The 22,028-nt window shown below is 68.9% G+C and carries 15 protein-coding genes; 3 read left to right on the forward strand and 12 right to left on the reverse strand.

The window, feature by feature from the left end:
• Positions 1–3: 3 nt before the first annotated feature.
• From IPP91_07360 to wecB, 12 genes are all read right to left on the reverse strand, one after another.
• A complete protein-coding gene (locus IPP91_07360) occupies positions 4–2,628 on the reverse strand; it encodes a methyltransferase domain-containing protein (GenBank protein ID MBL0141881.1) in 2,625 nt (874 codons plus the stop codon).
• A gap of 13 nt (positions 2,629–2,641) precedes the next feature.
• Positions 2,642–5,224, reverse strand: a complete 2,583-nt coding sequence (locus IPP91_07365) for a bi-domain-containing oxidoreductase (GenBank protein MBL0141882.1) — start codon at positions 5,222–5,224, stop codon at positions 2,642–2,644.
• A gap of 102 nt (positions 5,225–5,326) precedes the next feature.
• Positions 5,327–7,132, reverse strand: a complete 1,806-nt coding sequence (locus tag IPP91_07370; protein MBL0141883.1) for a glycosyltransferase family 39 protein — start codon at positions 7,130–7,132, stop codon at positions 5,327–5,329.
• Positions 7,133–7,175: 43 nt separating this feature from the next.
• A complete protein-coding gene (locus tag IPP91_07375) occupies positions 7,176–7,523 on the reverse strand; it encodes a hypothetical protein (GenBank protein ID MBL0141884.1) in 348 nt (115 codons plus the stop codon).
• A complete protein-coding gene (locus IPP91_07380) occupies positions 7,520–8,473 on the reverse strand; it encodes a methyltransferase domain-containing protein (protein ID MBL0141885.1) in 954 nt (317 codons plus the stop codon). Before IPP91_07380 ends, IPP91_07375 begins: the two co-directional genes overlap by 4 nt.
• Positions 8,470–9,315, reverse strand: a complete 846-nt coding sequence (locus IPP91_07385; protein ID MBL0141886.1) for a methyltransferase domain-containing protein — start codon at positions 9,313–9,315, stop codon at positions 8,470–8,472. Before IPP91_07385 ends, IPP91_07380 begins: the two co-directional genes overlap by 4 nt.
• Positions 9,312–10,049, reverse strand: a complete 738-nt coding sequence (locus IPP91_07390) for a class I SAM-dependent methyltransferase (GenBank protein MBL0141887.1) — start codon at positions 10,047–10,049, stop codon at positions 9,312–9,314. The genes IPP91_07385 and IPP91_07390 overlap by 4 nt, the downstream gene beginning before the upstream one ends.
• 10 nt (positions 10,050–10,059) lie before the next feature.
• Complete coding sequence (gene asnB / locus IPP91_07395; protein MBL0141888.1) at positions 10,060–11,928, reverse strand: asparagine synthase (glutamine-hydrolyzing); 1,869 nt, start codon at positions 11,926–11,928, stop codon at positions 10,060–10,062.
• Between the two features lies 1 nt (position 11,929).
• Entirely contained in the window at positions 11,930–12,877 is a 948-nt protein-coding gene (locus tag IPP91_07400) for a glycosyltransferase family 2 protein (GenBank protein ID MBL0141889.1), read from the reverse strand.
• Complete coding sequence (locus IPP91_07405; GenBank protein ID MBL0141890.1) at positions 12,874–15,042, reverse strand: Gfo/Idh/MocA family oxidoreductase; 2,169 nt, start codon at positions 15,040–15,042, stop codon at positions 12,874–12,876. Before IPP91_07405 ends, IPP91_07400 begins: the two co-directional genes overlap by 4 nt.
• Positions 15,039–16,289, reverse strand: a complete 1,251-nt coding sequence (wecC, locus tag IPP91_07410; GenBank protein MBL0141891.1) for a UDP-N-acetyl-D-mannosamine dehydrogenase — start codon at positions 16,287–16,289, stop codon at positions 15,039–15,041. The genes IPP91_07405 and wecC overlap by 4 nt, the downstream gene beginning before the upstream one ends.
• Positions 16,286–17,407, reverse strand: coding sequence for a UDP-N-acetylglucosamine 2-epimerase (non-hydrolyzing) (wecB, locus tag IPP91_07415; protein ID MBL0141892.1), 1,122 nt, complete (start codon positions 17,405–17,407; stop codon positions 16,286–16,288). The genes wecC and wecB overlap by 4 nt, the downstream gene beginning before the upstream one ends.
• Before the next feature lie 385 nt (positions 17,408–17,792).
• On the opposite strand from wecB, the gene IPP91_07420 reads away from it, so the two are divergent.
• From IPP91_07420 to IPP91_07430, 3 genes are read left to right on the forward strand one after another with little or no spacing between them, the layout of a single operon-like run.
• Positions 17,793–19,748: a tetratricopeptide repeat protein gene (locus tag IPP91_07420; GenBank protein MBL0141893.1), complete on the forward strand. Its 1,956-nt coding sequence runs from the start codon at positions 17,793–17,795 to the stop codon at positions 19,746–19,748.
• A 5-nt stretch (positions 19,749–19,753) separates the two neighbouring features.
• A complete protein-coding gene (locus IPP91_07425; GenBank protein MBL0141894.1) occupies positions 19,754–21,631 on the forward strand; it encodes a glycosyltransferase in 1,878 nt (625 codons plus the stop codon).
• A gap of 39 nt (positions 21,632–21,670) precedes the next feature.
• Positions 21,671–22,027, forward strand: a complete 357-nt coding sequence (locus IPP91_07430; GenBank protein ID MBL0141895.1) for a DUF2304 domain-containing protein — start codon at positions 21,671–21,673, stop codon at positions 22,025–22,027.
• Position 22,028 lies beyond the last annotated feature (1 nt).

The following is a 22,028-nucleotide window of genomic DNA, read 5'->3' on the forward strand; positions in this document are numbered from 1 at the left end:
CGTTCAGAGCGCTCTCGGCTTCCTCGCCTTGAGGACGAGGTTCCAGCCCATGTGGCGCCCCAGCGTCTCCACCGGCACCCACGCGAGCACGCGCGGCACCTCCACGGGAATGAGCTGGCGCTTCACGATCGAGATGTCCTCGAACGCGGCGAACATCGCGCGAAGGCGCCGCGCGGTGTAGACCTTCACGAGGGGACGGGCGCCCGCCTCGCTCAGCTCCACGGTCTCGGACATGACGTCGCCGATCGAGCGCGTGGCGAGCTTGCCGTGCACCAGGCCCTGCCAGCCCACGAGGTTGCGCCAGTAGTGCAGCGAGTTCTCCGCGTAAACCATCACGATCGCCTTTCCGCCCGGCTTGAGCACCCGGAAGATCTCGCCGATCACCGATTGCGTGTTGGGCGTGTGGTGGATGACGCCGTTTGTGTAGACGACGTCGAAGGTGCCGTCCGCGAAAGGGATGCGCTCGGCGTCGTGGTGCACGAAGGTACCCTCGAGTTCGCGCAGCGCGAAGTTCTCCTTCGCCAGTGCCAGGTGTCCCGAGGAGAGGTCCAGGTCGGTGACGATCGCGCCATTCTTCGCGAATTGCGCGAGGTCCGTTCCCATGCCGCCGCCGATCTCGAGCACCTTCTCGCCGGCGTGTCCGGCGAACTCCATCGTCTCGGCCATCCACGGCCCGTACTCGCCGTAGCGGTAACGCTCCGCCTCGGCGAACCAGTCGAGCGTGTGCGGCTGGGCAACCTTCACGTAGTGCGAGCCGCAGGGATCGTTGTCCCACTGGTTCTGGACCTCATCCTTGTATGCGTCGCCCGTGGCGAAGCGCGAGCGCCGCTCCTCGGCCACGAGGGGGCCTGCGGCGGCGACGCCGGACTGCTCGGCGGCGAATGCGAGGAGGCGCTGCACGTGGTGCGCCCACGAATACTCTTCCTCGGCGGCCTTTCTCGCATTGGCACCCAGGGCGCGCGCGAGTTCCGGGTTCGCGCAAAGGTGAACGACCGCCGCCGCGAACTCCTCGACCTCGCCGGGGCGGCAGAGCACGGCCCGCTGGTTCGTGACCTGCGGCCGGCCCTCGAGATCCGCCGGCCTGAGCGCCGGGCTCAGCACCTCGCCGATCTGCTCGAGGTCGCTCGCGACGATGCCGCCGGCGAGCCCCATGTACTCGAAGAGCTTGGTCGGCGAGCCGAAGAACGGGCTGTCCACCATGTGCGAGTCGTGCGGCGAGACGTAGAGGTCGCAGGCCTTGAGCAGCCTCGCCCCCTCCTGCTGCGGCACGCTGCCCGTGCACACCACGCGCTCCCACAGGCGATGCTGCGCGAGGGCGGCGTCGACGATGGGCTTCTTGGCGCCGTCGCCGATGAGGAGAAACTTTGCGTTTGGCGCCTGCGCGCAGACGAGCGGCAGCGCCGCCGCCAACACGTCGATGCCGTGCCAGCCGCCGAAGGTGCCGATGAAGCCGACGACGCAATCCCCGTCCTGGAAGCCGAGGCCCTCGCGGATCGCGCGCTTCTCGCCCGGCGTCGCGGGTGCGTAGGTTTCGATGTCGACGCCATTGGGATTCACCAGGATCTTCGACTCCGGGATCCCGCGCGCGACGATCGAGTCCTTCACGTGCTTCGAGATGACGGAGATGGCGGTCGCCTGGCGGAAGGCACCCTCTTCGATCCGGAGCAACTGGGCCTCGTACTCGAAACCGCCGCCCCCGAAGCTCCGGCTCATGGATATCTCGGAGCCGTTGTACTCGATGAAGTACGGAATGCCGAGTTCGCGCACGAGCCGCGCACCCGCAAAATTGCCGAGGACCAGCCGCTCGTATACATACGACGGGCGAAGGGCCTCGAACGCCGCCTTGAGGCGGGCGTAATAGTGGAAATTGGCGAGCATCACGGCCTGCTCGGACGATTCCTCGTAGGGGGGCGCCACGACCACCTGATCGAGGCCCATTTCGTCCAGCAAAGGAAAGCCATGCCCCATGAACGCCGTGAATCCTTCGCTCGCGCGGGCGAGCTCGTTGGCCACATGGCAGGTGTGCCCGTAGCTGCCGCCGGAGGTGATTCGCGCCCAATAGTCCGTGCGCAGATAGGCCCCGCGTCCCGTCGCCTTCCATCGCCCGTTTTCCCGGGATAGCCTCTTGAGGGGCACCGGCCGCGGATGGCTCGCGATCTCGTTCAGCCCCTGCGTCGCGATGCGCTCCCAGTTGTCCGTCGTGACCGTGCTTGCCTGGATCGGCCCGGGCGCCGAAGGGATCAGCCAGGGCCTCAGGATCCTGACTCGGCGCAGCACGGGCAGCGAGGTCCGGAATGCCGCGTTCGCGAGCCCCAGCCATCGATAGCTCCGGCACCGGTCCTCATCCAGCCGTTCGACGGCCGATTCGGCCGGCCAATAGAGGAAGACGCGGGCCCCCGCCCGAATCCAGCGGTCCGCAATCCGCAACGCCGCGCGCGAAGCGATGCCACTCGCCATCTCGATGACAAGGCCGGCGAATCCGGCCGACGGCTCGGGCAAAGGCGCCTGCGCATCCGGGAACACCGGATCGAGTCTCGCCTTGTGGCGCTCGGTGAACGAGGCGAGTTCTGCGTTCTCGACCTCGCCGACGCGATCCAGCGCGGCGGTGGCATAACGATATCGATGCATTTCGCCCACGAACCTACGCCCTCCCGTGGAGCTGGTCTTCGATCTCGAGGGCGACCGCGGTTGTTTCGACGATTTCCTCGAAGGCGATGGGTGCGGGTCCGCCGGTGGCGAGCGCATCGCCGAAGCGCGAGAGTTCCTCGAAGTGGCCCTTGTCCACCTCCCCCTCCCACAGCACCTCGCCGGTGCGCGCCCGCGTCACGCGCCTGTAGTCGTCGAGCACGTAAGCCTCGCCGTCGCAGAAGACCTCCACGCGCTCCTTGGGCAGGCCCTCCCTGGGCCCAAGCGCGGTGTAGGTGAGCGTGCACAAGCTGCCGTCGGCGTAGCGCAGGGTCGCGGAAAAGTTGTCGCTGCGCAGGTAAGGCAGCGCGCCCGGATCGATGGCGGCCGCCTCGATGGAGGCCACCGGTGCGCCCGCGAGAAAGCGGAAGCAGTCGTACATGTGACAGGCCTCGCCGATATTCCGCCCCCCGCCCTGCGGGCCCTGGATCCAGTGGTCCGGCGGGATGTAGCCGCCGTTGAGGCGGTAGTGCACGACCAGCGGGGTCTTGCGGTTCGCGGTCGCCTCGCGGATTGCGCGCATGGCGGGCGAGAAGCGGCGGTTGAAGCCCACCATCACCATCGGCGCTCTCTCGAGATCCGCATGGGCGCGCGCGACGCGATCGAGTTCCTCCCAGGTGATCGCAAGCGGCTTTTCGACGAAGACCGCCTTGCCCGCCTGCAGGCAGCGAACGACCTGGTCGGCGTGCTCATTGTGTCGCGTCGCGCTCACCACCAGGTCGAATCCCGGGTCGGAGAGCACCGCTTCCAGGTCCGAGGCGAGGACTTCCACCTGGTTGGCGCGGGCGAAGTTGCCCGAGGTGGTGGCGTTGCGGCTCACGACGCCGCGCAGGAAGAAGCGGTCCGGGCGCCTGGCCATCTGCGGCACCAGCATCGAGGTGCCGAACGCGCCCGCGCCCACGAGCGCGTACTTGAGCGGCCCGGCGGGAGCGGGGCGGTGGCCGCGGATGACGATGCGAGCCGCATCGGGGGGCTCCGGAAGCGCGCGCGTCTCGTCCGGATACTCGATGAGCACCGCCAGGGGTGCGGGGGCATCGGACTTCGCGAGCTCCGCATAGGCCCGGGGCGCGTCGTTCACCGCCACCACGCGCTCGACGAGCGATTCGGGATGGATCCTCCCGGCGGCAGCAAGCTCGAGGTAGGCGCGCATGTTGCGGTTGAGCGTCCAGCGCACGTAGGCGAACGGGTAGTCGCGCCCTTCCTCCTCGTAGGCGCGGTCGTAGCGCCCCGGGCCGTAGGAGGTGCTCATGCGCAGGTCGATCTCCTTGCGGTAGAAGTCGTCGCGCTTCGGATGCAGGCCCACGTCGCCCACGATGACGACGCACCCCTTGCGGCGCGAGAGCGCCATCGCGAGATTCATCGGCGCATCGGATTTCGTGGCCGCGGTGATGAGCACGCGATCCGCGCCCTGCCCGCCGCTGCGGTCGCGCACGAGGCGCTGGAAACGCTCCGGGTCGGTCTCGCCGTCGCAGAGCCCGAGTTCGCGTGCCCGCGCGAGCCGGCCCGCGTCGAGGTCGAAACCGAGGACCGTGACGCCGTTGGCCGCGAGGAGCTGCGCGGTGATCTGGCCGATGAGCCCAAGGCCGAGGACGCACACCGTCTCGCCGAGTTGCGGCTCGGCGCGGCGCACGCCCTGCAGCGCGATCGCGCCGACGGTGGTGGTCGCGGCCACCTTGAGATCGCAGCCCGCGGGAACGCGGCACACGAGGTTTCGCGGCACGGCGACGTAATCGGCGTGGTTCGCCTTTCCGGCCCCGCCGCAGGCCACCAGGTCTCCCGCGGAAAGATCGCTCACGCCCGCGCCGACCGCGACGACTTCCCCGGCCGCGGAATAACCGACGTTCCACCCCTGTTGGTCCAGCTCCGATTGCGGAAGGTTGTCTTCCACCGCCGGCGCAAAGCGGATCGCGACGTGGTCGATCCGCACCGTCAGGGGCGATTTCACGCCCGCGTTGGCGACCACGATCGAGAAACGCGTGGAGGCACCCGGCGCGAAGATGAGCCGGTCCTCGAAGGCGCCCGGCGACTGGTTGCGGCTGCCGATCCATTCGGCGCCGCCCTCGCCCAGCAGTCCCACCGAGGCCGGGCCCGGGCCGGAAACGGTGCCACGCACCTCGACGATGGGAACGGTGCCCGCGGGGATCGCGATCTCGCCGGACATTGCCTGGTAGCCGAATTCGGACGAGTCGGTCGTGAGCTCGAATCCGCTGCCGCCCGCGGCGAAATGCGTCGCATCGACTCGGCGCCAGGCGATCGGGCCGGAAAAGAGCTCGGATCGGGATTCGGCGGGAGCCGGCTCGGGAAGGACCTTGCGCACCTCCCGGTAGGCGATCTCGGCGACGCGGCGCACGGCCTTGCGCGGGTGGCGCGCGGCGAGGCCGAGGTAGGTGGCCGCGAGCTTCGCGCGGTCACCGAGCGTGGGCGGCGCTTCGCCGGGCGCGAGGCCGGGGCGGAGCGAGGCAATCTCGGTGCCGGTGCTGATGAGCGAGTAGCGAACGCGCACGAGCACCTCTCCGCGTGCGGGAGTCGGGCGGGGCATCCGGGCGACGAGCGCGCCGGCACTGTTCAGGAGGATCTGCCGCATCTGGGTTGTTCTCTATCCATGCGCCTGCCGGCGACGTCTTGTTCGCATTGTGCCCGGTCACTTGCTGCCCGTGCCGGTTCCGCAGGGCCGCGGGTAGCACTTCAGCTCGAAATCACGAAGTGTTGCTTGCGAGGAACCGCCGGCAGGCTTGAAATTGGAAACGACGACCTTCACGGTATCCCGCTCCCCTGCGTAGCCGAGCAGTTGTCCTTCGAAATCGCCGGCGGACTTCCGGCTCGATAGCGCGATAAAGCGCGACTCGTCACCCAGCAACAGGCCGATGCTGACGCCACCCGAAGCCACGTGACCCGAGAAATGCGCCATGACGACCGATCCCTCGGGAATCTTCACCGTCGCCATCGCCTGATAGTCGAAGGGCTCATTCGAGGTGACGACCTCGAGCGCGCAGTCGCGGCGGACAACCCTTGCCCCCGGCACGAACCCGGAAAACTCGAGCGCGCACAGGTTGTAGCCCCCTGGCAGCGGCCCGCGAGCGGCGCTCGCGGTCGCTGCGGCGAGCATCCGGGCGCCTTTCGCCTCGAGCCTCGCATACGCGAAGACATCCCCGGCGACCCAGGCAGTGACGGCGCAAGCAATCGCGAGGATGCCCAGCCCTGTCCGCCGAAAGCGCTCCCCGACGCGCCCCGCAAGGTAGTCGAAAAGCATGAGGAAGGCGAACAGATACGAAAGGTGCAGGTAACGCACATACCGGGCTTCCCAGTGAGTCATTCCAATGCTTCCCAGCGCGTAGATCACCGGCACCAGGACCAGGAGCAGCCTGCGAGGCGAACGAAGATACAGGAGGGTTGCAAAGGTCACCATGGCCATGCCGCCGAAGTCGAACAACCGCTTGAGCCCGTAGGCCGAGCCGGCTTCAGGCAACCAGTTCTCGGAATCGGTCAGCACGTGCCGCCAGCGCCACGAGATGACGCTCAGCACGAATTCGGGGTGCTCTCGCCAGGCTCGAAAGTATTCGGACGTGAAATAGCGGTTTGCCTCGACGGACAGCCATTTCATGCCCTTCTGCTGAAGGACCTCACCGGCCTTGCGGTCGTCCAGCACGAAACCGTAGTCGTTGGGCAACTCGCCGAGACCTTCCCAGAGCGCATTGCCGCCGCCCGTGGTCGAGAATACCCAGTGGCCGTTCTCGACGCGGTTGTGCAGGCCCCATGCCGCAATCGGGAGCGCGAAGGCCGCAACGAGCACGGCGACGGCCGCGATTCCGCGGCGATTCGCGTGCTGCCAAAGCAACCACAACGCAAGAAGACCCGGCAGCAGCAGCATGTCGGGGCGAATCAGCGCGGCAATGCCGAGGTAGACGCCGGTCGCCGCACAAAAGGCGTGCCGCGGCCTGTCCCCCGCGGCGCAGATCACGGTAAGCGCGAGTGCTCCCAGAATCAAGACGGGCGAGATGAACTCCGCAAGCAGGAACGTGCTTCCGAAGGCCCAGAGCGGATACACGGCATAGAGGACCGCGCCGCAAAGCGCGAGCACCGTCGCGAGACCCGCGCGCCGCAGCAGGAAGTAGACGAGCGGCACTCCGGCACAGTCGATGACGGCCTGCCCGACGCGCATCGTCTGGGGCCCGTCCATTCCGGCGAGTCGAAAGGCCGCGAGTAGCGCAGGGTACCCCGGGGGATAGGCCAGCGAAGTGTAATCGAGCGCGATGACGTCATTCGCAAGCTTCAGGTACATCGGCGTAATTCCGCCGAAATAGTTCTTCGTCGCCCAAACCAGGTAGTCGACTTCCCCGCCCTGGATGGCGATCGCCTGAACGCGGACGTAGATCGCGGCAGCGACCGCGAGAATGAGCGCGACCCAGACCGCGCCAGGCTGCGCACGCGGCACGGAAAGCCGGCTCATGACGGATCCCTTCCGGAAGAGGTGCCGCGGCTGCCGGGAAGCATCATGCCCGCGACCAACCCACCACCGCGATGCCGCTCGCGATGAGCACGATGCCCACCCACTGGGCGGCGCCGATGGGCTCGGAGAGCACCAGGCGCGAGGCGAGGATGACGGCAATGAACTGCGCGGCCGCGAACGACTGGGCCACGTTCAGCGGCAGCCACCCCAGGATCATCACGTAGATGAGCGCGGCCACCCCGAAGGACGCCAGCCCGAGCACGAGCTTCCACGACTGCAGGCGCTCGATCAGCGGGCCGGGAACGGCAAACTCGTCGGCGCCCGTCTTCATGAGCAGGTTGGCCATGACCGTGAAACCGATCATGGCGGCGAACGCGAGCGCGATTTTCACGATGCGGGACCTCCTGGCTTGCGCGCGACGCCGACCACCTGCAGGCCCGCGCGCTTCAATCCCGGCAGGCGCGTGGTGAGCTCGTCGACGGCCGTCGCGAAACGGGTGATGGCGCGTATCCCGGGGATGAAGCGGAACAGCCGGTTGAACACGAGCACGTCGCTGTTCATGAAGAAGCAGAAGCCCAGGAAGCCGTAGGTCTTCCACGACACGACCTCGAGGCCCGCGGCTTCGAGCGGCGGCACGGTCTCGGCCCACAGGAGCGGGCGCTCGGTATCGGCGTCCAGTGCGGGCGACAGGCGATAGATCACGGCGCGGATGAGCCGCCAGAGCACGAAGTCGCTCACGGGCTCCCGGAAGAAGAACCGCCCGCCGGGCTGGAGCACCCGCGCCACTTCCGCGAAGAGCGCCGCGCGATCCGAGACGTGGTGCACGCCTCCGAGCATGAAGACGGAGCCGACCGAGGCGTCCGCGAGCGGCAGGCGCGTCGCGTCGCCTTGCGCATAGAGATAGTCCGGGCGCCCGGCCGCGGCGCGGCGCGCCTGCTCGAGCATCGGCAGCGACACGTCCACGCCCACGCCGAAACGCACGCGCGCGCCGAAGAGCTTGAGCATCTCGCCCTGCCCGCAGCACAGTTCCGCAACGCTCTCGAGGTCCTGCGGCCGCACTTCCTTCTCGAGGCAATGGTCGAGATACGCCATGTACTCCTGCGTATGCGGGTAGGCGAGGTTCTCGCTGTACTGGCGCGCGAACGACTCGTCGTAGTGCTCCATCTGCCGGCGCGCGTCCTCGGATGTGTCGGGAGGCAGCAGGCGCGGGATGCCGGAGGCAGTCACCTCGTAGCGCTCCGCCGTCGAAGGCGTGACCAGCGCGCCGTCGGCGGCCGCGAGCGGCTCGCCCGTGGCCGGGCAGCGCAGCAGCGCGAGGTGCCGGGGGTCCAGGGAAGTCATTTCTCGCCCACCACCGTCCAGCTGTAGCCGCGCCGCGCCGCCGCGCGCACGTTGCGCAATCCCTGGCCCTCGAGGAGGGCCACGGCCTCCTCGCGCGTGTAGTACTTCGCGTAGGCGGGGTTCAGCTGGTCGTAGATCACGAGCCGGCGCTTGTCCGGGCTCATCCGGAAGAGCACGTTCTCGAGATAGTCCCTGAGCGGCAGCGGCACGATGCGGCTGAGCATCCGGTAGGCGACCAGCCCGGCGTACAGGAGCCACACCACCGCCGTGAGGAGAGGGTGCGGCAGGCGCCGCGTGATGGCGCGCAGCGGCAGCACGAGCGCAAGGTAGAGCCCGTTGCCCTCGCGGCCGTAGAGCCACACGAGGAAGCGCCCTCCCGGGACGAGCGCCTCGCGCACGCGCGCGACCACAGGCGCCGGATCGGGAATGTGATGCAGCACGCCGATCGAGAGCGCGAGGTCCGCCGACACGTCGGCCGGCAGCTCGTCGCCGGCGCAGCGCAGCGCGCGCACGCGAGCGGCCGTCTCCGGCGGCAGCGTGGCCACGTTGCTCGCGAGCACGTCGTACGCGTCGGAGGGCTCGACGGCCGTCACCTGCCCGGCGCCGGCGGCGAGCGCCATCTGCACGATGCGCCCCGTGCCGCTGCCGATGTCGAGCACGCGACGGCCGCGGAAATCGGCCGGGTCCACGAGGCCGTTCAGGATGTCGGCGAAGAGCTCCTGCGACCCGTAGAAGCCTTCGTTCGAGGTGTAGCGCGTCCACTGGTCGCCGAAGTCGGCGATCGTCTGCCGCTTGAGGGTGTCTTCGGCAGCGTCGCGCTCGGCGGGGCGGGAGGAGCTCATGGGGCGCTGCGTTCCGCGAGGGCGAGGATGGAGACGCCGAAGGGCGGCCGCAGCACCCGCGCGAGCGCCACGTCGGCCGCGAAAATGGCCTTCAGTATCCCGTTGAGTGCGGGCGTGTTCACCTGGTTCTCGCTCTCGAGCCGGATGCCCAGGAGCCGGATCACCTGGCGCGCGAGCCAGATCGGGACGAAGAGCAGGAAGTTGAAGTGGTACGACTCGCGGCAAGCGAGACCGGCGCGCGTCACGCGCTCGAGCAAGGGCCCCGCGCGGTAGCGCCGCTTGTGGTGCGCGACCTCGTCCTGCAGGCCCCAGAGGGACGGGAACGCCGGCACGGTGAGCAGAAGCGTGCCGCCTGGCTTGAGCACGCGGCGCAGTTCCGCGAGCGCGCCCACGTCGTCGTCCACGTGCTCGATGATGTCGGTGGCGATGACGAGGTCGAACGTGGCGTCGGGGAACGGGATGGCGGCCACGGTGCCCTGGTCCACGACGCCCAGGCCCTTTTCGGCGCACCAGCGGATGGCGTCCGGGCTGGGGTCCAGGCCGCGGTAGCGCGTGAAGCCCATTTCCTTCAGCAGGCGCAGGTTCGTGCCGGTGCTCGTGCCCACGTCGAGCACCGCGGCATCGGCCGGGAGGCGCAGCGCCTCGATATGCGCGCGGAAGAGCCGGCGCCGGCCCACGAACCACCAGTGGGTCTGCTCGACCTGGCTTTCGACCGCGTAGGTTGCGCTGTCCACGAGCCGGGTCCTAGTGAAGCGCCGGGGCGTCGCGCAGGTGGCGCTGCAGCACCAGCCAGCACCACAGGAAAAGACGCTCGTCGCGGCGCCCTTCGCGGTGCGCGGCGAGGTGCCCATCGAACGCGGCCCGGTCGAAGGAAAGCGCGGCCGAAGGCTCTGGAAACTCCCAGTCCTTCAGCCAGGCGGTGAGCGGCATCGCGAAGCCCTTCTTCGGCCGGTCGAGCAGCCGATCCGGCACCCAGCCCCGCATCGCCTTGCGCAGGATGTGCTTGCCCTTGCCGCCGCGGCACTTCATCGAGGTGGGCAGGCGGCGCGCGAGATCGACGACCTCGTTGTCGAGAAAGGGCGCGCGCGCCTCGAGCCCGACCATCATCGTGGCGCGATCCACCTTCGCAAGTACGCTGTCCTGCAGGTAGAAGCGTGCGTAGAACTCCGTCGTGCGGCCCACGGGATCGGGCGCGCCGCTCGACTCCCACGCCTCGATGGCATCGGCGTACACCGCCTCCCAGCTCGCCGGCTCGCGCAGCAGCTCGCCGATCTCGGCCGGTTCCAGCGGCCCCAGCCAGGCGGGGTTCCACGCGCTGGGCGGGTAGTCCAGGCCGCGCAGCGTGCGCTTCACCTTGAAGTCGAGGCTCAGGTATCCCTCGGAGCTCGGCAGGCTCTCGACTCCACGGCGCACCAGTCGCCGAATCGCCGCGGGAACCAGGCGCGTGTAGACCGATGCGGGGCCCAGCGCGCGAAAGGGCGCGTAGCCGGCGAAGAGCTCGTCGCCTCCGTCGCCGCCCAGCGCGACCGTCACGTGCTTGCGCGCGAATCGCGCGAGGAGAAAGGTGGGGACGATCGAGCTGTCGCCCATCGGCTCGTCGAGCAGGCCCATGACCGGGTCCGCGTTCTCGCGGGCCGTGGCGATGTCGAGGATCTCCTCGCGATGCTCCGTGCCCGCGTGCTCGGCCATTTGGCGGGCATATCCCGACTCGTCGAAGCTCCTCTCGCGGAAGCCGATGGCGAAGGTCTTCACGCGATCGACGTTCGTCTCGCGAGCGGCGCACGCCACGATGGCGCTCGAATCCATGCCGCCGGACAGGAAGATGCCGATCGGCACGTCGGCCACCATGCGCCGGCGGACGGCGGCCGACAGGCGTGCCCGCAGATCCTCGGCGACTTCGTCCTCGCCCCGGTTCGCCATCGCGTCATCGGGCTCGACCGCGAAACGGTAGTAGGCGTCGGATCTGGCTGCGCCCGTCGCGAGGTCGAAGTCGAGCCGGTGCCCGCCCGGCAGCTTGGCGATCGCGCGATAGAGCGTGAGCGGCGCCGGGATGAAGCCGTACGCGAAGTAGCGCTTCAGGCCCAGCGAATCGATCTCGCGGCCGACGCCCGGGTGCCGAAGCAGCGACTTGAGCTCCGAGGCGAAGGCAAGCGTGCCCCCGGCGATCGACCAGTACAGCGGCTTCTTCCCGAAGCGGTCGCGCGCGAGGAAGAGCCGGCCCGCCGTGCGGTCATACACGCAGAAGGCGAACATCCCGTTCAGGCGCAGCGGCAATTCGCGCCCCCACTGCCGGTAGCCGTGCACCAGGACCTCGGTGTCCGAATGATCGGAGCGGAAGCGGTGCCCGAGGCGCTCGAGCTCGGCGCGCAGCTCGCGGTGGTTGTAGATCTCGCCGTTGAAGATGACGACCGTGGTGCCGCCGGCATCGGACATGGGCTGCGCGCCGCCCTCGTGGTCGAGGATCGACAGGCGCCGGTGGCCGAGCGCCACGGGACGGTCCGGGCAGCGGTAGAAGCCCTCGCCGTCGGGACCCCGGTGCGCCAGGGCCCGCGTCATCGCCTGGAGCACATGAGGCCCCGGGTCGTGGCCGGCGACTCCCGCGATTCCGCACATCTCACCGATCCTCGAGGTTGAGCGTGTCGCGCACCAGGTACACGGACTTGCCCTGCGATTCGTAGTACGTGCGCATCACCAGCTCGGCCATCAACCCCATGAGGATCGACATCACGCCCGTGATGAAGGACATGACGACCAGGAGCGGCAGCGGCGTGAGGATGAAGGCCACGCCCTCGAAGAGCTTGAGAAAGATCGCATAGGCGCCGGCCACCACCGAAATGAGAATGCTCACCAGCCCGAAGCCCCCGAACACGTAGATGGGCTTTGTGGCGTACTTGGACAGGAACTTCACGACGATCAGGTCGAGCACCACCTTCGCCACGCGCTCCAGGCCGTACTTGGAGGCGCCGTGCATGCGCGGGTGGTGGGCCACCGGGATCTCGGCCACGCGCGCACCGTGCCAGCTCGCGTAGATCGGGATGAAGCGGTGCATCTCGCCGTAGAGCTTCACGCCCTTGATCACGTCCTTGTGGTACGCCTTGAGGGAGCAGCCGTAGTCGTGCAGGTGCACGCCGGAGATCGCGGAGATCAGGCGGTTGGCGATGCGGCTCGGCAGGTTGCGCTTGAGCTCGCCGTCCTGACGGTCCTTGCGCCACCCGGAGACGACCTCGTAGCCCTCCTCGAGCTTGTCGAGAAGGCGCCGGATGTCGGCCGGGTCGTTCTGCAGGTCGCCGTCCATCGGCACGATGATGTCGCCGCGCGCATGGTCGATGCCGGCCATCATGGCGGCCGTCTGGCCGAAATTCTTGCGCAGGTTGATCACCTTGAACCGCGGATCGCGGCCGGCCACCTCCGCCAGGCGCTCCGTGCTCCCGTCGGTACTGCCATCGTTCACGAGGATCACCTCGAATTCGCGGCCGAGGCCCGGCAGCTCGGCGGCGAGCTTGTCGTACAGCAGCGGGATGTTGTCCGCCTCGTTGAAGATCGGAATGACGACGGAGATCATCGGGGGCCTTCGGTTTCCGGCGGCGCAAGGGGACCGGCAAGGATCAACGCCTCCACCGCGAACGCCACCCGCATCGCCTGGAGCTGTGCCGCAAGCGAAACGGGCCACGCGCCGCCCTCGGAGAGGCAGCGGCCGAGCGCGCGCAGCTCCTGCATCTGGCCCTTCTCGACGGTCGTCGAGCGCCACGGCTTGCCCGACCCGCCCGCAACCGTCACCTCGCGGTAGTCGTCGAGCAGCACCGTCATGCCGTCCGCGTGGACCTCCATGCGTTCCTTCGGATGCGACTTCGCGCCGAGCGCGGTGTAGAGGAGTGTCGCCACGGAGCCATCGGAGAGCGACACCGTCGCGCAGAAGTTGTCGTGCTTGTGGAAGGCGCCGGCGCCCTCGACCGCGGCTGCGTTCACCGCCACGGGCTCGGCGCCCGTGAGGTGAAGGAAGAGGTCGTAGATGTGGCAAGCCTCGCCGATGTTGCGCCCGCCGCCCTCGGGCCCGTGCACCCAGTGCTCGCGCGGCAGGAACCCGGCATTCATGCGGTAGTCGATCATGAGCGGCGTGCCGCGGTTGGCGAGCGAGGCCTTCACCGCCTCGATCGCGGGAGAGAAGCGGCGGTTGAACCCCGTCATGAGCACGGGCTTGCCCTCGGTGCCGCCGGCGTAGAACGCCTCGATGCGCGCGAGCTCGGCTTCGTTCAGGGCCAGGGGCTTTTCCACGAAGACGTGCTTGCCCGCCGCGAGCGAGCGCAGCACGAGGTCCGCATGAAGGTGGTGGCGCGTGGCGATCATCACCAGGTCCACCTCCGGGTCCGCGAGCGCGGCCTCGATGTCGGTGCCCGCGTGGGCGGCCTCGAAGCGCTCCGCCACGTTCGTCGCCGTGGCCCCGGTGCGGCTTACCACCCAGCGCAGCTGGAAACGGTCGCGAAGCTTGTCGAGGTTGGGCAGGTGCATGCCCTGCGCGAACCCGCCCGCGCCCACGAGCGCGATCTGGATGCGTCCCGGCCCCCTGGCTGCGGCCGATGCGCCCAGCGCCACCGTTCGCGACGAGGCCTCTTCGCGTGCCGGATAGGCGAGGAACGCCAGCAGCGGCCGATCGGGCGACTGGATGGCCTCGAACGCGCCCGCGGCCTCGTCGATGGGCCACGTGCGCCTCGAAAGCGGCGCAAGCCGCACGCGCCCCGCGGCGAGCATCGCGAGGTAGGCGTCCATGTTGCGATTCTCGGTCCAGCGGACGTAAGGCAGCGGATAGTCCTGCCCGCCCTCCTCGTACGCGGGGTCATAGCGGCCCGGCCCGTAGGAGGTCGAGACGAGGAAATCGAGTTCCTTGCGGTAGAAGTCCTCGCGCTTCAGGTCGAGCCCCACGTCGCCCACGAGCACCACGCGCCCCTTGCGCCGGCACGCGCGCATCGCCTGGCTGATGATCTCGTGACCCGGCCCGGCCGCCGTCACGATCGCGGCATCGGCGCCGAAGCCGTCGGTGAGCCAGAGCACCCGCTCGATCCACGCGTCGCCCTCGGGCACGAGGCCCAGGTCGAGCCCGCAACCCTGCGCAACCGACACGCGGCCCGCGTCCGGATCGACGCCGACCACGCGGCAGCCGTTCGCCTTGAGGAACTGCACCGTCAGTTGTCCGAGGATGCCCAGGCCCACGACGACGATCGTCTCGCCGAGCGTGGGCGCCGCGCGCCGGACGCCCTGCAGCGCGATCGCCCCTAAAGTCACCGAGGATGCGTCCTCGATCGACACGCCCTCCGGCACCTTCGCGGCGAGGTTCACCGGCACATCGATGAGCTCGGCATGGTTCGCGATGCCTGCGCCGGCGCACGCAACGCGGTCGCCCACCGCGAAGCCCTCGACGCGCTCTCCCACCGCCACCACGTGCCCGGCCGCGGAGTACCCGGTGGACTGGCCCGCGGCGAGCATCCCGCGGATCACCTTCGTGGTGCGCGCGATGCCTTCGGTGCGCGCCATCTCGATCGCGAGCAGCACGTTCTTCGGCTGCTTGAGGGCGCGCCGGTAGAGCGGCATCGCGGCGGCGGCAAGTCCCGCGGCCTCGGTGCCCACGCTGATGCAGGAAGCCTCGACACGCACCAGCAGGTTGCCCGCCGCGGCGCCCGGGGCCGGCACGTCGGTCACGACGGCCTTGCCGCCCTTGAGGAGCACCTGCTTCATCGCCAGAACCCGCGCGTGTCGATCACCACCTTGCCCGCCAGGAGCTTGCGGTCGATGGCGGCGAAGGCCTTGTGGTTCACGAGCAGCAGGACGATGTCGGCCCCGCGCACGGCGGTTTGCGCGTCCACGAGCTTCACGTTCTGCCGTCCCGCGAGCGCCGGCGGGAGCTGCGCGGTGAACGGCTCGGCGATGAGTATCGGCCATGGATGCTGCGCGGCCAGATGCGTGGCGATCTCGACAGCCGGCGATTCGCGCAGGTCATCGATGTCCGGCTTGAACGACAGCCCGAGGCAGGCGATGGTGGGCGAGGAAAGCTTCTTCGCCGCCTGGCTCACCTTCTCGATCACCCAGTGCGGCTTGCCGTCGTTCACCTGCCGCGCGGCGCTGATGACGCGCGCGAGGTCCGGTGCGGAATCCACGATGAACCAGGGGTCCACCGCGATGCAGTGCCCGCCCACCCCGGGGCCGGGCTGCAGGATCTTCACGCGCGGATGGTGGTTCGCCAGCTCGATGAGTTCCCACACGTCGATGCCCAGGCGCTCGCAGATAAGCGAAAGCTCGTTGGCGAAGGCGATGTTCACGTCGCGGAAGGCGTTCTCCGTGAGCTTGGTCATCTCCGCGGTGCGCGCGTTCGTCTCCAGGCACGCGCCGGTCACGAAAAGCCGGTAGAACGACACGGCCATCGCCGTGCAGCGCAGCGTCATGCCGCCGATGACGCGGTCGTTGGCGATCAGCTCGTGCAGCACGCGTCCGGGCAGCACGCGCTCCGGGCAATAGGCGATGCGCACGTCGGCATCCTCCCCCGCCTGCTGCGGGAAAGTCAGGTCCGGCCGGGCCGAGGCGAGCCAGGCCGCCATCTGGTCGGTGGCGCCCACCGGCGAAGTCGATTCGAGAATGACGAGGTTGCCCTTCGCCAGCACCGGGGCGATGTTCTTCGCCGCCGACTCGATGTAGCGCAGGTCCGGTTCGTGCGCGCCCTTGAACGGCGTGGGCACGGCGATGAGGAACACCTCGGCCGGCTCGGGAGCGAGGGTCGCGCGGAAGGTTCCCGCCTTCACGGCATCGCGCACCAGCGTGTCCAGGCCCGGCTCGACGATATGGATCTCGCCGCGATTGAGCACGTCCACGATCTTCGGATCGACGTCCAGGCCGACGACCTGCACGCCACGGCTGGCGATCACCGCGGCCGTCGGCAGGCCGATGTAGCCCAGCCCCACGATCGACACCCTCGAAAACGCCTTGTTCATGACTGCGCAAGCCTCCCGACGATTCTTTCGGCCGCCTTCCCGTCTCCGTACGGATTGTGCGCCCGCGACATGGCCTCGTAGGCCTGCGCCGAGTCGAGCAGGCGGCCGGCTTCCTCGACGATGTGCGTGCGGTCCGTGCCCACGAGGCGAACCGTCCCGGCCTCGACGGCCTCGGGACGCTCCGTGGTCTCGCGCATCACGAGCACCGGCTTGCCGAGCGAAGGGGCCTCCTCCTGGATGCCGCCGGAGTCGGTGAGCACGAGGTGCGCGCGGCGCATGAGGTGGATGAAGGGCACGTAGTCGAGCGGCGCGAGCAGGTGCACGCGCGGCGCGTTGCCCAGCAGGCGGCGCACCGGTTCCTGCACGTTGGGGTTCAGGTGCACGGGGTACACCACCTCGACGTCGCCCCTCGCCGCCAGGTCCGCGAGCGCCAGGCAGATGTTCTCGAAGCCCTCGCCGAAGCTCTCCCGGCGATGGCCGGTGACCAGCACGAGGCGCTTCGAGGCGTCGAGAAAGGCGAATTCGGCATCGAGCTTCGAGCGCAGGGCCGCGTCCGCATCCAGTCGCGCGACCATCGCGAGGAGCGCGTCGATGACGGTGTTGCCGGTGACGACGATCCGCTCGTCCTCGATGCCTTCGCGCAGGAGGTTGTGCCGGGCCGTCTCGGTCGGCGCGAAGTGGTCACGAGCGATCACGGCCGTGAGCCGGCGGTTCACTTCCTCGGGCCAGGGCGAATAGATGTTGCCCGTCCGAAGCCCAGCCTCCACGTGACCCACGGGAATCTTCCGGTAGTAGGCCGCCAGGCTCCCGCCGAGCGAGGTCGACGTGTCGCCGTGCACGAGGACGAGATCGGGGCGCTCCGCGTCGAGAACCGGCTCCAGGCCGCGAAGCACGCCGGTGAGGATGTCGGAAAGGCTCTGGCCCTCTTTCATGAGGCCCAGGTCGTGGTCGGGCACGATGCCGAAGGCCTCGAGCACCTGGTCGAGCATCTGGCGCTGCTGCGCCGTCACGCAGACGCGGGAGACGATTCCGGGCGTGCGGGCCAGGCGCATGACCACCGGGGCCATCTTGATCGCCTCGGGACGCGTGCCGAATACGGAAAGCACCTTGCCGGCCACGATACTCGCGCTCCGCCTAGGAAGGGAAAAGGGACGCCGCGGCCGGCCGAGCCGGGCACGCGTTCGAAGATGCGGTCGTGGGCAGTCGGGTGGGTGTCACGGGAAATCGGCTTTTCGGGAACGGGCCCGACCTCGGAAGGCTCGGGCGGGCGATACGCAGATCGGGCTTGACGACCGGGGACGCGACCTGCGGCCGAGCCCCCGAAAATGCGCCGGGGGACCCCGTCGAACACAATCCGGAATGATACAATATTTCAGGTGCTTATGGCACCTCTTGCGCCCTGCGGACGCTCCGGTTGGCGGTGAGCCATCCGCCCGCATTTCCTCCCGGGAACGGCATCCGCATCTCCACGGCAACACAGACGGTTGGACGTATTCGAGCGTTATGACGGAAAAGCTTCGCAGGGACCTTCTCTGGCTGGCCGCCATCGCGGCGGCCTTGCTGGCGATCTATCTTCCCGGCCTGGGCAATCCGCTCGTCTTCGACGACGCCTACCTGGTGGACAGGCTGGCCGACCACCGCACGCTCAGGCTGCAGGCCCGCATGCTGTCGTACGGCAGCTTCGTGTGGCTCATGGACCTCCTCGGCGAGGGCTGGTGGAAGCAGCGCATCGTCAACCTCCTCTTCCATTTCGGCACGGTGGTCGCGCTGGCGGGGCTCTACCGGGAAATCCTGCGCGCGATCGAGCCCCCGCCGGCCGATCCCTCGCAGCCGGGGCGCGCACCCTACGACCAGTCCCCCGCCTTCTGGGTCGCCATCGGCGTCTTCGCGCTCAATCCGGTGGCCACCTACGCCACGGCCTACCTGGTGCAGCGCTCGATCCTCATGGCGACGTTCTTCGTGGCCCTGGGCCTGTGGCTTTTCGCGCGCGGTCTGCGGCTGAAGCAGCCCCTCCTGTACGCAGCCGCGGTGGCTTCCTACGGCCTTGCCCTCGTCTCGAAGGAGCACAGCATCCTCGCGCCGCTCGCTGCCCTGCCCTTGTACATCCTCGTGGCCCGCCCGAGCGCCCGGCGCCTGCTGGCGCTGGCCGCGGTCGGCGCGGTGCTCGTCGGCGGGGCAAGCTACGGGCTGCTGTCCGCCTACGGCAACATCCTCGCCAAGCCTTTCGACGAGACTTCCGAGGTGTACCTCGCGCAGCTCGCGCAGCTGAACCCGGACGCGGCGCGCTACGCCTATCCGCTCAGCGTCATGAACCAGATGTACCTGTTCTTCCAGTACGGCCTGCGCTGGTTCCTGCCGTTCACGGAATGGATGTCCATCCAGATGCGCCCGCCGTTTCCGATCACGTGGCTCACCTTTCCGCACGTGCTCGGGATCGCGGGCTATGCCGCCGCGGTGATCACGGGTTTCTTCTGCGTGATCCGCTACCGGGACTGGCGCGCGTTTGCCGGCATCTCGGTGCTCTTCCCGGCCCTGCTCTTCGCCACCGAGTTCGGGCTCGTCTGGGTGCAGGATCCGTTCGTGCTCTACCGCAGCTACCTCTGGGCGATCGGCGTGCCGGGCGTGGCCTTCATGTTCCTGCACGGCGCGACGCCCCGCGTGACGGGGATCGTGGCGACCGTGCTGGCCGCCTTCCTCGGGTACCAGGCGCTCGATCGCATCATTTCCATGTCGTCTCCGGAGCGCGTGTACTCCGATGCGATCGCCAAGCTCCCCGACGATCCGCGCGCGGTGGGCCGCTGGTTCCCGTACCTCAACCGCGGCAACATCTACTTCGAGCGCGAGCAGTTCGACCTCGCCACCCGCGACTTCGAATCGTCCGCCAGGCTGGGCGACGGCGGGTTCGGCACCTACAACGTCGGGTCCATCCGGTTGCTGCAAGGCAAGCCGCAGGAAGCCCTGCTCGCCTTCAACGACGCCGAGCGCCAGGGCTACAACTTGTCCAACCTGCCGTTCCAGCGCGGGATGGCGCTGCTCAACCTGGGCAAGCCGGAAGAGGCCAATGCCCAGTTCGACGCGGCGTTGAAGCTCAACCCTTCGGGCGAGGATCTGGAGGGACTTCGCCTGTATCACGGCCGGGCATCGCTGCAACTGGGACGGCCGGCCGAGGCGGTTGCGTACCTCGAACCGCTGCTCGCCGTGAATCCGCAGCACGCCGAGGGCCGGTACGTGCTCGGCATGGCCCGGATTGCCCTGGGCGACAACGCCCGCGCGCTCGAGACGCTCGGCCCGCTCTTCGCGCAAAGGCCCCCGCCCAGCGCCTACTACGCCCGCGCCCTCGCGTACCACGGCCTGAAGCGCAAGGCGCAAGCCCTGGCCGACATCGACGCCGCCATCAAGCTCGGCCTCGACAATCCCAACACGCGCCAGTGGCAGGCAAAGATCCGGGCGATGCCCTAGCGACGATGCGTATCCTGCACATCGGCAAATACTTCGCCCCGGTTTCCGGCGGGATGGAGCGCTTCCTGGGCGACCTCGTGGGCGCGCAACGCGCGGCCGGCCACGAGGTGGCGGTGCTGGTCCACGGCGACGGCCGGACCGATCCGGCGGGGGATCCGCCCTGGCTCATGCGCTGCCCGGTGTGGTTCCGTCTCGTCTTCGCGCCGATCAGCCCGGCCTTCCCGGCGTGGCTGCGCCGGGCCATCCGGCGCCATGCGCCCGAAGTGCTGCACCTGCACCTGCCCAACCCGAGCGCGTTCTGGGCGCTCTTCGTGCCCTCGGCCCGAAGGATTCCCTGGGTGGTGCACTGGCATTCCGACGTGGAGCCCTCGACACATCGCCTGTCGCTACGCCTGGCGTACCCCTTCTATCGCATCTTCGAACGCGCCGTGCTCGAGCGCGCCGAGTGCGTGATCGCCACCTCGCCTCCGTATCGGGACACGAGCCTTCCTTTGCGGCCGTGGCTGCACAAGTGCCGTATCGTGCCGCTGGGGCTCGATCCGCAGCGCCTGCCGGAAGTGACGGCCGCGCAGATGCAGGGACTGTGGCAAACGCAGGGGCTACGGGCCCTCGCGGTCGGCCGCCTCACGTATTACAAGGGCTTCGAGACGGTCGTGCGCGCCGCGCTGGCGGCGAAGGACGTGGAACTGGTGATCGTCGGCGAGGGCGAGGAGCGCGCGGGGCTGGAGCGCCTGCTCGCGCGATCCGGCCGTCCGGCGCGCATCCGCCTGGCCGGCGAGGTGGGCGACGAAACGCTTTGCCGACTGATGGCCTCATGCGATGTCCTGTGCCTTCCGTCCCTGGAGCGCACCGAGGCCTTCGGTGTCGTCCTGCTCGAGGCGATGCGCTATGCGAAGCCGTTGCTGGTGAGCGATTTCGCGGGCAGCGGCTTCACCTGGGTTGCGCGGCGGGACCACAACGCCATCCTCGCGGCCACGCAGGATGCGGTCGCCTGGCGGGAGGCTCTTGAAGGCCTGGCCCGGGATCCGGGACGGCGCGAAACGCTCGGCCGGGCCGGCGCGGAACGCTTCCATCGCGAATTCACGATCGCCAACGTCGCCTCGCAAGTGGACCGCGCCTACGTCCAGGCGCTCGACGTGCCGGACGACCGGTTCGAGCCGGCCTCGCGGCCTGCGCACGCCGGGAAGCATGGCGGCCCGGATCGCCTGCTCGTGGTCATGCCCGCGCTCAACGAGGCCGATTGCATCGCCCGGGTGATCGCCGGGGCCCGCGTTCACGAGGGCGTCGATGTGCTGGTCGTGGACGACGGCAGCACGGACGACACGGCCGCGATCGCGCGCGCGAGCGGCGCGACGGTCCTGCGCGCGCCGCTCTGGCAGGGGGCGTGGGGAGCGATCCAGACGGGCCTTCGATACGCGGTGCGCCACGGCTACGCCGGCGTGGTCACGATGGATGCCGATGGCCAGCACCAGCCGGAGGACCTGCCGCGCCTGCGGCAGGCCGCCCGGGATGCCGACGTGGTCATCGCCGCCTGCCCGTCCCGGGGCAGCGCCTTGCGCTACTTCGCCTGGGCCTACTTCAAGTTCCTCACCGGGCTGCGGATCGAGGACCTCACGTCGGGCTTCCGCTACTACAACGCGCAGGCCTGCCGCCTCCTCGCGATGGAGGAAGCGACGCTGCTGGACTACCAGGACATCGGCGTGCTCCTGCTGCTACGCCATGCGAACCTGAGGATCGCGGAAATCCCCGTCGCCATGAACCGGCGCGTGAGCGGGGCCTCGCGCGTTTTCTTCTCGTGGTGGACGGTGGGCAGGTACATGCTGGAGACTTCGCTGCTCTGCCTGGCCCGCTGGAACCGCGGACCCGGCGCTCAAGTGCGCTAGAACCGGCACAATCGACAACCCTTTCCGGCCCAAACGCGAATGCAGACCTTCCACCTTGCCGTCATGATCCTCGGAATCGGGCTGGCGATCGGCATCCTCCTCCTGGTTCGCCGCGACCATCTCTACATCCGCCAGGGCATGTTCTGGATCCTGGTCGCCGGTGTGTCGTTCCTCTTCGGCGTCTGGCCGTCCGTCATCGATGCGCTCGGCAAGATCTTCGGGATCGCCTATCCGCCCACCCTGCTGCTGCTCGGGGCCATCGTCGTGCTGGTGGTGAAGGCGCTCCTGGGCGACATCGCCCTCACCAAGGTGAGCCGCGACTTGAGGCGCCTGAACCAGAGAATCGCGCTGCTCGAGACGGAATGCCCGCCGCGGGAATCCGATTCCCCGAAGTAGG

It is taken from the genome of Betaproteobacteria bacterium (genome assembly GCA_016720855.1).
In the GTDB taxonomy this organism is placed as follows: Bacteria; Pseudomonadota; Gammaproteobacteria; order Burkholderiales; family Usitatibacteraceae; genus FEB-7.